Below are 12344 nucleotides of genomic sequence, written 5' to 3' on the forward strand. Positions count from 1 at the left end.
AAACAGTAATTTATGATATAATCAATGAAATATTACTTAATTCCGTAGTATTATAAATCGATGATTTAACTTTCTGTTTAACATCTTAAACAAACATCATTTTTCAAATGTTTACATCTGTAAATAACACTTATTTACAATTGTAAATACAGCTTAGGTTTACATCTGTAAAAACTAAGCTATTTGTTATGAATCTTCGGTAAACAGTAGTAATTTTGGTTCTTTTATATGCTTATGGATATTAATGAATTATCTCGTTCATTTACTAAATACAAAGAATCAAGGTTATCAGGACGTTACATACATCTGGGTCATATTGGTCCGTTAATAGATAATCTTTCTAATAGAATGACTGTGGAGCTGTTAGGTGTCTCAGAAAATGAAGCACCTATACATCTTATTAAAGTTGGTAATGGTTCCAAGAAGTTGTTGTTCTGGTCACAGATGCATGGAAATGAAAGTACAACTACAAAATCGATGTTCGATTTTTTAAATATGCTATCCGATGACTCTAACGAAGTTTCAAAACAAATATTAGCTTCTTGTACTTTATATATAATACCTATATTAAGCCCTGATGGCGCAAAGGCTTATACTAGGCTTAATCATAATCAGATTGATCTTAATAGAGACGCTCAAGATAGGAGTCAAAAGGAAAGTGTAATATTGAGAAATGTAATTGATAAGATCAAACCAGATTTCGCATTTAATTTACACGGACAACGTACTATTTTTAGTGTAGGAACAACAAATATACCTGCTACTGTTTCTTTTTTATCACCTGCTGGTGATAATGAGCGCACAATTACCAAGTCTCGTAAAATAGCTATGGAGATTATTGCAGAAATGAATTCTGTATTACAAAAGTACATTCCTAATGGTATTGGTAGATATGATGATGGCTTTAATATAAATTGTGTTGGAGATACATTATCAGATTTAGGTGTTCCTACTATTTTATTTGAAGCTGGACATTATAAGAACGATTATACACGGGATACTACTAGAGTTTATATTTTTTATGCATTGGTAACATCTATTCAATATATTTCAATGAATGATGTGCTAGGGAATAAGCATCAGGCTTATTTTGATATTCCAGAAAATGGGAAATGTTTTTACGATATAGTCATTAGAGATGTTATTCTAGATAATAAGAATGTTGATATCGCCATCCAGTATACTGAAGAATTATCCCAAAATGATATTAAATTCATTCCAAAAGTTGTTAAAATTGATGATTTACGAAATGTTTATGGTCACAGAGAAATTATCGGTAACAAAAGAGTGATATTTAACGAAAACGTTACAGTAGAGGTACTTCCGGAAAATGAGTTGTTAAAATTCAAGTTAAATGATGAATTATTCTCAACAGAATTAAGAAAAAGTTGAAAAAAAATGTATGAATAGATAATTTTTCTGTTATTTTTGCAATGTAATTAATCGGGAAAATTTATTAGAATTACTATGGCAAAATTTAAATTAGACGAAGTAGATCACCAAATATTAGACATGTTGATCGAAAATACTCGTACCCCATTTACGGATATCGCAAAAAAATTACTTATTTCTGCAGGAACCGTACACGTGCGTGTTAAGAAAATGGAAGAAGCTGGAATTATTGAAGGTTCTTCATTAACATTAGATTATAAAAAATTAGGGTATTCTTTTATCGCTTATGTAGGGATATATCTTCAGAATACTTCGCAAACCAAATTTGTATTACAGAGAATTAAAGAAATTCCTTTTGTGACTGTAGCTCACATTACTACTGGAAAGTTTAATATCTTTTGTAAAGTAAGAGCAAAAGATACTAATCATGCGAAAGACATTATTTTCCAGTTAGATGATATTGATGGGGTATACCGTACGGAAACTATGATATCACTAGAGGAAAGTATTAATGATAAAAAACGCTTAATGCATTCTATTTTCCAAGATTTGTAAAGGGCAATCGTATTAAAACATATAAACCCTTTAGGAAATCATCTTAGAGGGTTTTTTAATGTAAAATAATTATTAATCAACCATATTCGTAACCACAATTATGGCAAGACAACCAAAAATAGATCGTTTTAACCACAACGTTCTTACTAAATATCAGATATACAATAGTATATTTATTACATTACCTTTTGATGAAATCACCAATACAGGTGTATTATTACCTCTTTTTAAAGAAGTTTGTGAAAAAGGGTATGATCAAAAGATGAACCCTTCAGAAATAGTAGAAAACTTCTTTACATCTTATCAAGATGATCCTTCAGACAAGGATAAGCATGATTTGCTGTTTAGATTTATTCAGTATATAGAACGTCAGGTAGTATTGTTTGATGCTATAGAAGATGCAGCTTTTCCGATCGTTAATAATATGGACGGAAGAGGTACGCTACGAAGCATTAAAGAAGAAGCACAAGCAAAAGGACAACTAGAAGAATTAAAGGAGTATTTAAGGAGGTTTAAGATTAGACCAACTTTAACAGCGCATCCTACACAATTTTATCCAGGTACCGTATTAGGTATTATTCATGATCTTGATACAGCAATAAGAGAGAATGATTCTCAAAAAATAAAAAGACTACTAGCACAATTAGGTAAGACTGCATTTTTTAAAAAAGAAAAGCCTACTCCATATGATGAAGCTGTTAGTTTAATATGGTATTTAGAAAATGTATTCTATCATTCTGTAGGGACTATTTATAACTATATTCAACAAAATATATTCAAAGGAGAAGATCTCGAAAACGATCTAATAAACCTAGGTTTTTGGCCTGGAGGAGATAGAGATGGAAATCCATTTGTGACAACAGAAACGACTCTCAAAGTTGCAAAAAGATTACGTAAAACTATATTGATTAATTATTATAGAGATATGCGTAAGTTAAAACGTAGAATTACCTTTGGAAATTTGCAGGATAAATTAGGAGTTCTAGAGTCTGCTTTATATGATAATTTCTATTATGCTAAAACGGCTGAACCTTTATCTATAGATACCTTAATGAATGGTCTTTTAGAAGTAAGAGAAGAATTAATAAGTAAACATCAATCCTTGTTTTTAGAAGAATTACAGGATTTAATTAATAAGGTAAAGATTTTTGGTTTCCATTTTGGAACTTTAGATATCAGGCAAGATTCTAGAGTACATCATGGTGTGCTTACTGAGATCGTAAAGAAAACTAATGATTTAGGATTAGGTTTTTTTCCAGAAAATTACGAAACATTATCAGAAGAAGAACAGATAAAGGTATTGTCTACTGTAACAGGAAAATTAGATCCTTCAGTATTAGATAATGATATGGCTAGAGCTACAATAGAATCTATTTATGCAATTAAAACCATACAGAATAATAATGGAGAGCGAGGATCAAATCGTTACATAATTAGTAACAATGGTAGTGTTCTTAATGTCATGGAAGCTTTTGCTATGATTAGATTGTGTGATTGGGAAAAACCTACTGTTGATGTAATACCACTGTTTGAAACTGTTCCTGATCTTCGTGTATCTCATCAAGTGATGGAGACATTGTATAGTAATCCAGTTTATATGGAGCATCTAAAGAGTCGAGGAATGAAACAAACTATTATGTTAGGTTTCTCTGACGGTACAAAAGATGGTGGATATCTGATGGCCAACTGGGGTATTTTTAAAGCTAAAGAAGCACTTACAGAGATTTCTAGAAAATATAATGTAAAAGTAATATTCTTTGATGGTCGAGGTGGCCCACCAGCTAGAGGAGGAGGAAATACTAATCAATTTTATGCGTCTCTTGGCCCGACGGTCGAGGATGAACAAATTCAAATAACGGTCCAAGGACAAACCATTAGTTCTAATTTCGGAACACTAGATTCTTGTCAATATAATTTAGAACAATTGTTAGGAGCTGGAGTAGAGAATCAACTAACAGCAAACGAAGCCAATCTTTTTTCTAAAGAGAATAAAGAGACAATGCAAGAATTGGCAGATATTAGTTATCAGACCTATGTGGATTTTAAAAACCATCCTAAGTTTTTACCATATTTAGAGCATATGAGTACGCTTAAATATTATGGAAAAGCGAATATAGGTAGTCGTCCTTCTAAACGTAGTAAAAGTAGTAGTTTAGATTTTGGAGACTTAAGAGCAATACCATTTGTTGGTAGTTGGAGTCAGTTAAAACAGAATGTTCCTGGGTTTTATGGGGTTGGAACAGCCTTAAAAACTTTTGAAGATAGAGACGAATTTGACAAAATAACAAGTCTGTATAAGGAATCAGCTTTTTTTAGAGCGTTGTTAGGGAATAGTATGATGAGTTTGACTAAATCGTTTTTTCAATTAACAGCTTATATGAAAGAAGATGAAGAATATGGCGCTTTTTGGAATATTATACATGATGAATATACACTTACTAAACGCCTATTGTTAAAACTAACAGGATATTCTGAGTTAATGGAAAATGAACCAGCAGGGAAGGCTTCTATCGATATTAGAGAAAATATTGTACTTCCATTGCTAACTATTCAGCAATATGCATTAAAGAAAATCCAAGATATTAATAGAACTGGAGAAGATGCAGAGGATTTAGAAATTTATGAAAAAATGGTGACGCGTTCATTATTTGGAAATATTAATGCAAGTCGTAATTCTGCTTAGGGAGATTATATGTAAAAGATAAACCACAATAACTTCGTTATTGTGGTTTTTTTGTTTAGGAGTATCTGATAATAGTATTTGTTATTTATATACTTGAAGCAACTATTGTATAAGTTATGTATCTAATAGATATAACTAAAAAATGAAATAATGAAAGTTAGTTTTTTTTCTCTTATTTTGATGATGGTTCTTTTATTCAGTAGTTGTAATAGTAGCGATTGTGAATTGGTAGTATGTGCTCCAGATGCTTTATTTAGATTTGAAATAGTAAATTCAGATGGAGAAAATGTTATATCAAACGGTACGCTTCAGGTTAATAATATTATGATTTTAGATATAAATAATCAAAATACGATTGATTTCGACGAAATAAATGAAAATAACACTACTATTTTGGTAATAAACTCGACAAGTATATCTGCGGGAGCAACTGCTTATTCAATAGAAATTTCTAATTCGGAGTTATTTGCTTTAGAATTAACTACAGAACGAATTAAAGGAGAATGTTGTGATGTGATCAATTTTAGTAATTTAGAAATACAAAATTCCGAATTTGTATTTGATCAGGATACAGGTGTGTATACATTTTCATTAGAGTAATATTCGCTACAATAGTTTAAAATGATTTTCGAAAAGAATGAGTTTTATTCATTCTTTTTTTTGTTCATACCATTTACTAACTAAAATAGTATAAATTAGTTGAGTATAAAATATATACTATTTTAGTTTATAAAACATTCACACAAATGGATAGAATATTTATCATCTTCTCTTTTTTCTTTTTTACAGTTTTTTCGTTTTCTCAGGATGTTTCTGGAGATTGGATTGGAGAAGTAAATGTTAATGGAAATAAGTTAGAAATAGCTTTTAATATAGAAAAAGTTGCTAATGATTATGTATCAACACTTAGCATTTTAAAACAAGGATTGAGCGGCGCTAAGGCTTCAGCCACAGTTTTTGCAGACTCAATAATTACTATTTCATTTCCCGATCTTAAACTAGAGTATAAGGGAAAACTTAATGATAAGATGGAGATTATTGGTAATTTTTCGCAAAGCGGTCATCCTATTCCTTTAGACCTTAAGAAAGGAACTATTACATTAAATAGACCTCAAGAACCCAAACCACCATTCAATTATCATTCTGAAAATGTAGTATTTGTTAATAAAGATGATAACGTGAAGTTAAGTGGAACACTAACAGTGCCGAAAGAGAAGGGTAATTACGCTTTGGCTATTATAGTTAGTGGTAGCGGTGCACAAAATAGAGATGGAGATATGTTTGGTCATAAACCATATTTTGTGTTGGCAAATGAATTAACAAAGAACGGGATAGCTGTATTTCGTTTTGATGAAAGAGGTGTGGGCGAATCGGAAGGAGATTTTAATACGGTTACTATAAATGTCTCAGCCGCTGATGTTAAGTATGCAATAGATTTTTTAAAAGAAAGAAAGGAATTTAGTAATTCTAAAATAGGACTAATAGGTCATAGTATTGGTGGTATTGTCGCTCCTAAAGTTGCCGTAGAAAAGGGTGATTTAGATTTTTTAGTTTTATTAGCTGCGCCAGGAATAAATGGAGATAAATTAATGCTTTTGCAAAAAGCTGCATTCGAAAGAAATCTTGGAATCAATGAATTACAAATTCAACAAGGTCAGAAAGTAGTAAAGGAAGCTTATGATATAGTAGTGAATTCCGACTTAGATAATATTTCATTAAAAGACAGTATTAATTCATATTACTCTAATAAATATGGGGCACTATTTCCAGAGAATCAAAGAAAAATGCTGGTAGAACAGATTACTGGTTCAGAAGTAGCTAGTTTTATTAGGTCGCAACCTGCAGTATATTTGGAAGAAATTGATATTCCTGTGTTAGCCCTAAATGGAGATAAAGATCTGCAGGTTTTAGTGAAAGAAAATTTAACCGGAATTAAAAATGCCTTAGCAAAAGGAGGTAACCAAGATGTAGAAATTATAACCTTAGAAAATCTAAATCATCTTTTTCAAGAATCAGAAAGTGGTTCATTAAGCGAATATGCCGAAATAGAACAGACTTTTTCTCCTAAGGCGTTAACTTTAATAATAAATTGGGTGAAAAGGAAAACAAAATAAAAAGATCCTCTTACTTATTTTGTACAATAGTAGGGATGAATAATCTATGAACAGAAAAACTTAGTGTGACTTACGATGAAATAATAGTATATCTTAATGAGCTAAAAGACCCTGAAAAAATATTTTTCAAAGAAAAGAAATTTGGAATTGTAGCTCACAATTCTTTAGGCATATATCATAAAGATCTAAAAGAATTAGCGAAAGATATTGGAAAGGGTAGAAATGATCTTGCTTTGCAGCTTTTTGATAGTAATATATATGAAGGTAGGTTGTTGTGTAGTAAATTATTTAATACTAATGATGTTACAGAAGAACTGATGGAGAAATGGGTAAAAACCTTTGAAAACTGGGAAATTTGTGACAGCTTTTGTATGGGACTGTTTGCTAAAAGTAAATTTGCACTGGCTAAAATAATTGATTGGACAAAGAGAAAACCCGAATTCGAAAAAAGAGCTGGTTTTGCTATTATGGCTGCTTATTGTATGGCTGATAAAAAATCAGATAATGAATTGTTTGAACAATTTTTTCCAATCATTAAAAAAGAAGCAAATGATGACAGATTGTATGTGAAAAAAGCGATAAATTGGGCTTTGAGAAATATTGGAAAGAGAAATATAGATTTAAATAAAAAAGCTATAAAAGTTGCTAATCAATTATTAGAATTAAAGAGCTCTTCTGCAATTTGGATAGCAAAAAATGCATTAAACGAATTGCAAAAAGAAAATGTACGAATCTCTGATTACCCAAGAAATATTTATAGAACAAAGAATTAAGTTTATTAAAACCATCCAAAGACTTATTTATTAATTGATCTTTTTACTAATAAAAACAACACCATAAATTACACAGTATTAAATATTATAGTCCTTTTTGGTGCAATACAGGGTTTTACACTATGTTTATATCTACTTTCTAAAAGAAGAGAGAATAAAAGAGCATTTAATTATTACATATTGTTTTTATTTTCTTTGTCCTTTTATAATTTGACATATGCATTCCTGTATATGAATGTCAATTCAATAGGTTTTCTTCCTTTGACTTCTTTTCCATTTCCATATAAGTATCTTATTGGTGTGGGATTTTATTTTTATATAAAAAGCCAAATAGAAAAAAAAGCTTACGTTATTTCCTTTGTTGAATATCTATTGTTTATTCCCGCAATTTTGTATGGAATCTTAAGAACTTATTGGTATGTGATGCTCCATAGTGGTATTGATGAACATATTTTTTATAGAGTCTATCAAACAGGTTTTTTTCTATATAATGATTTTGTTTATCTGACGTTTAACCTAATTCTCATGATATATGTCCTAGGATTTATAAATAAGAATAAAGACCAGATCAAAGGTTCTCTGTCTATTCGCAAAAATTGGGAATGGTTTTCCACATTTTCCTGGATGTTTATTGTATTTATTATTCTTAATTTACTTCATCAAATCATTGCAGTTCTTTTTAATCTCGAAGATAGCGGAGAGTTTTACTATGTAATATTGGTTTTAAATTCTATCTATATCTATTGGATAGGTTTTATTGGTTTTACAAAATCTAATCTGCTGTTTAAAACTTTTTGCCTAAAAGATCATAAAGAAGAAGAAACAGATATTGCGTTGAGGAATAGTATAGCGTATTATATGAAAACAGAGGAGATTTTTACAAATCAAAATCTCAAAGTTTCTGATCTAGCGTCTTTGTTATCTATATCAGAAAAAGAACTATCCCTATATATCCACGATACGTATCATATGTCTTTCAATGATTTTATAAATACTTATAGAATCGAAAAGGTAAAAACATTGTTGGTTTCTTCTGAAGAAAAAAAGTTTACATTATTAGCAATTGCAGAAAAATCTGGTTTTAGTTCAAAATCTTCATTTAATGCGGTATTCAAAAAGATAACGGGTCTAACTCCTACGCAGTATAAGAAGAATCATAAAAACGAATAAGTCCAATATTTTTTTTCTGGACATTCTTGTATTTTTTTAGAAGTGTTTTTCTTTTCATGGTCTATAATTTTGAAGAAGTGAAATTTAAAAACCATAGTTATGAAAAGATTTTTTTTAGTCGTAATCATTACCATTTCAGTATTTTATTCAAAGAGCTACAGTCAAGAAAAAGTTGAATCCGTTCAAGATAGTATTAATATATTCTATGATCGTTTTTTTGAACAGTTAGAAGCTAATTATCTGTATCGAAAAAATGTTAACTGGAGTAAAATAAAACCATATGTAAAAAAAGAAGCTTTGAAGAAAAGTACTTTCGAGGAATCATTAGAGGTTTGCTCGAAACTTTTTGATACTATTAAAGGAGATCATTTATTGCTTTTTTCAGAGAAAAAAATGTATCAAAGTAGTCTCAAAAGACAAATTACTAAAGAAGATTTACACAGTAGTTTATTGGCAAAATACAGTGAAGAACCAAAGTTTGATATAAAAGTAATTAATGATCATTATGGATATGTGTTTATTCCAGGAATGTTATTATTGAATGCGACAGAAAAGGAACTAAATGAAAGAAGTCAAGAAATATATGATGCCATCATAAAAGTGGATACTTCTAACAAAATAAAAGGATGGATCATTGATTTACGACTAAACATAGGAGGGAACTCCAATGTCATGCTTGCTGGATTATACCATTTAATCGGCGATAATACAGTGTCATTATATTTAGATGCGGATAGGAATGTAAAAAATCGTTCGGGACTTGATAATGGCATTTATTATGAGGATCAAAAAATACAAGCGCAAGTAAAGACAACTACTAGGCCTAAAACAGAAACCCCTGTTGCTTTAATAACTGGTGTAATGACGGCTAGTGCTGGAGAGTTTGTAGCCTTAGGTATTAGAAGAAGAAAAAACACGGTGATTATCGGAGAGGAAAGTTATGGTTTGACTACTGCTAATGATTTATTTGAATTGCCATTTAAAACAAAAGCTGCGATAACATTAAGTTATGCGACAGATAAATCTGCGACGTTTACAAAAACCATTAAACCGGAAATAGAGATTATTAAAGAGGCTAACTTTCAAGATTTAACTAAAGACAAGAATGTTATAGAGGCAACAAAGTTTATTGATGCTAAACAATAAATTTACTATTTAGTATAATCCGCTTATCTTATAAATAACTGTTAATGCAATCAATGAATGTTTCTAGAATTAGTAAATTTCAACAAAATTTATAAATAGTTATATATGCAATCATTACTTGCGCAAGAAGAATATAATCCATATTACGGAAGTTTTATAGATAAAGCAGAAAGTAATAATATCGTAGAAGGGCTACAGCTAGGAAAGAAGAAGTTTATTGATTTTGTAAACGCTATCCCTAAGGAAAAATTGACTTATGCCTATGAAGATGGTAAATGGACCATAGCAGAGGTGATACAGCATATAATTGATACGGAGCGTATATTTTCATATAGAGCACTTAGGTTCGCGAGAAAAGATGAAACTCCTTTGATTGGTTTTGATCAAGATGCTTATGTGCCGAATTCTAATGCAAATACATTTAGTATTGAAGATCTTATTGAAGACTTTGAATCCGTAAGGAATAGCTCAATTACTTTATATAAAAGATTTACATCAGAGATGTTAAGTCAAATAGGAGAGGCGAGTGGTAGCCCTATGAGTGCTAGAGCTGCGGGTTATATACTTTCTGGTCATCAAAACCATCACGTAGAAATCATTAAAGAAAGATATTTGTAAAATTTAAAGATGACAAAAGAAGAAGTAGCAAGGAAATATCTTTTTTTATTAGAAAAAGGTGACGTAGCCAAAGTAGTAGACCTATTCACCGATGATGGTATTGTGATATCTCCTTTATATGGTACGTTATCAGCAGCTAAATTCTATAAGGATTTATCGGCAGACACGAATTCTTCCAAACTTCATTTAGATGGAATATTTTTAGAGAAGGATACCAATCGACTTTCCTTACTTTTTGATTATGAATGGATACTTAAGAATAATGAAAAAGTGAATTTTAAAGTAGTTGATATTTTAGATCTTTCAGAAGATAATAAAATTCAAAAATTAACTATTATCTATGATACAGTGAATTCAAGAAGATTGATAGATACTTTATAAATAGGATATACTTTTTTCTTTGATTAATGTAATGCTATAGAACTTTTATGCTATTATTTTTTCTTAAAATTGAATCGAAATAATAAGAAAAGTTAAAGGTGTTTATATTGTTCTTTCCAATAGTTCTGCCAATAAAATTTTTAACTTCACCATTCTTTGTAACGCAGTGTATGTGAAGGGATTTAGAACCATTTTTAGAGTTTTTTGAATCAAAAATATCAAATGCGTTAAAAGCATCAACGGCAAAAATTGTAATCCCTAGTTCTCGGGCTACTTTTATATCAAATTCAGAAACAGTTCTAATATTTTTTTTGTTTTCTTGCAATTCTTTAGGATGTCCGTGTAATTGTCCTAGAAGCATTAACCCTTCTCCTACCCGTGGAGCACTATTACTACCAACGCCATATGTATTAATCATGATTTCTGAATTGGTCTTTAGCTCTGGTATCCAGTCTCTGACCGCAGAAACTTTTCCATTATTAACATTTAATACTATGAAAACCTGATTCTCTAACCCTTCTTCCATAGTGTCATCAGCAATTCTTTGTACTTCCATTTGTATCTGATCTTCATCAAATGTAATTACAGAACTATTTTTATGTAATTCTTGTATACCAGGAATAGATTTGACGCCTCCTTTTTCTTCAATTACGTAGTTCCATTCTCTAATATCAATAACTCTTAAATTATTTGTTTCGGAACCATCTAATCCTAGCTCTAGTCCTGTTACACGATCGATATAATAATCTTCATAAGGGTATACTATTTCTAAAGAAAATAGGCAGATGAGTATTATCAATAAGGAATATTTAGACATTATAATAGCTATTTAAATTAAAGCTTCTATAAGTATATGTCTTAATAACCGAAAATGTTACTGCTCAAAAAATGTTTTTAACAGTTCTTATGTCTAATTCATGACCGCCAGGATGTGATCTAAATTCTATTAGCGGTAATATCTCTTTTACACGTATTTTTTCGGCTTCTACTTTTTTGATTTCAAAATAAGGATCATTTTCACCTAAAATATGGGTCACTTTAGTGGTTTGGTTTAGAAAAGTGAAATCATCTTTTTTCAATTCCTTTGGAAATCCACCAGAAATCATTACAAACGCATTTGGTTGTATTTTTCTACTTGCGATCCATCTGCTAGCGATACTAACTCCTTGAGAATATCCTAAAACCACAAAATTCACAGAAGATGGTAGTTTCTCTAATTCCATAATCGCATCTACATAATTGAGCACATTTTTAGTTTCTGTCCCAGTATTTTCTTTAGTTAACCAACTAGATCCTACTCTCTTATAATCATTGTTTTTGTAATATTTAGAAGGAGCTTGCGGAGCAATAATATAATTATCTTTAGCATCAAGACTTTGAAACAAACGGATGAAATATCTACTTAAATAGCCGATTCCATGAAAAACAAGCCAAACTGTTTTGGTTTGATCGGTTAATTCATTCAATGTATCAAATGTGTTAGTAGATTGATAGACAACCTCTTTTTGCATA

The 12344-nt window shown here is 30.3% G+C and carries 12 protein-coding genes; 10 read left to right on the forward strand and 2 right to left on the reverse strand.

What is annotated here, in order from left to right:
* Positions 1–234: 234 nt before the first annotated feature.
* The 10 genes from J8L88_RS03585 to J8L88_RS03630 all read left to right on the forward strand — a co-directional run bounded on the left by J8L88_RS03585 (position 235) and on the right by J8L88_RS03630 (position 10832).
* Positions 235–1392 (forward strand): M14 family zinc carboxypeptidase, encoded by a 1158-nt coding sequence (locus tag J8L88_RS03585; RefSeq protein ID WP_211059971.1) that lies wholly within the window; start codon positions 235–237, stop codon positions 1390–1392.
* 75 nt (positions 1393–1467) lie between these two features.
* Positions 1468–1947, forward strand: coding sequence for an Lrp/AsnC family transcriptional regulator (locus tag J8L88_RS03590; RefSeq protein ID WP_027391699.1), 480 nt, complete (start codon positions 1468–1470; stop codon positions 1945–1947).
* Positions 1948–2047: 100 nt separating this feature from the next.
* The gene (locus tag J8L88_RS03595; protein ID WP_027391698.1) at positions 2048–4630 is read left to right on the forward strand and encodes a phosphoenolpyruvate carboxylase; all 2583 of its coding nucleotides are present in this window, start codon (positions 2048–2050) and stop codon (positions 4628–4630) included.
* 150 nt (positions 4631–4780) lie between these two features.
* Positions 4781–5230, forward strand: a complete 450-nt coding sequence (locus J8L88_RS03600; protein ID WP_211059972.1) for a hypothetical protein — start codon at positions 4781–4783, stop codon at positions 5228–5230.
* A 146-nt stretch (positions 5231–5376) separates the two neighbouring features.
* Entirely contained in the window at positions 5377–6744 is a 1368-nt protein-coding gene (locus J8L88_RS03605; RefSeq protein ID WP_211059973.1) for a S9 family peptidase, read from the forward strand.
* 65 nt (positions 6745–6809) lie between these two features.
* Entirely contained in the window at positions 6810–7517 is a 708-nt protein-coding gene (locus J8L88_RS03610; protein ID WP_211059974.1) for a DNA alkylation repair protein, read from the forward strand.
* A gap of 231 nt (positions 7518–7748) precedes the next feature.
* Positions 7749–8687, forward strand: coding sequence for an AraC family transcriptional regulator (locus tag J8L88_RS03615; protein WP_027391694.1), 939 nt, complete (start codon positions 7749–7751; stop codon positions 8685–8687).
* Positions 8688–8786: 99 nt separating this feature from the next.
* Positions 8787–9833, forward strand: a complete 1047-nt coding sequence (locus J8L88_RS03620; RefSeq protein WP_211059975.1) for a S41 family peptidase — start codon at positions 8787–8789, stop codon at positions 9831–9833.
* 105 nt (positions 9834–9938) lie between these two features.
* Positions 9939–10451: a DinB family protein gene (locus tag J8L88_RS03625; protein ID WP_027391692.1), complete on the forward strand. Its 513-nt coding sequence runs from the start codon at positions 9939–9941 to the stop codon at positions 10449–10451.
* 9 nt (positions 10452–10460) lie between these two features.
* The gene (locus tag J8L88_RS03630) at positions 10461–10832 is read left to right on the forward strand and encodes a nuclear transport factor 2 family protein (RefSeq protein ID WP_027391691.1); all 372 of its coding nucleotides are present in this window, start codon (positions 10461–10463) and stop codon (positions 10830–10832) included.
* 34 nt (positions 10833–10866) lie between these two features.
* Here the strand turns inward: J8L88_RS03630 and J8L88_RS03635 are convergent, their stop codons facing one another.
* Complete coding sequence (locus J8L88_RS03635) at positions 10867–11649, reverse strand: hypothetical protein (protein WP_118386010.1); 783 nt, start codon at positions 11647–11649, stop codon at positions 10867–10869.
* Positions 11650–11713: 64 nt separating this feature from the next.
* Positions 11714–12343: an alpha/beta hydrolase gene (locus J8L88_RS03640; RefSeq protein ID WP_211059976.1), complete on the reverse strand. Its 630-nt coding sequence runs from the start codon at positions 12341–12343 to the stop codon at positions 11714–11716.
* Position 12344: the final 1 nt, after the last annotated feature.

It is taken from the genome of Aquimarina sp. MMG015 (genome assembly GCF_018100855.1).
Taxonomy (GTDB): Bacteria; Bacteroidota; Bacteroidia; order Flavobacteriales; family Flavobacteriaceae; genus Aquimarina; species Aquimarina latercula.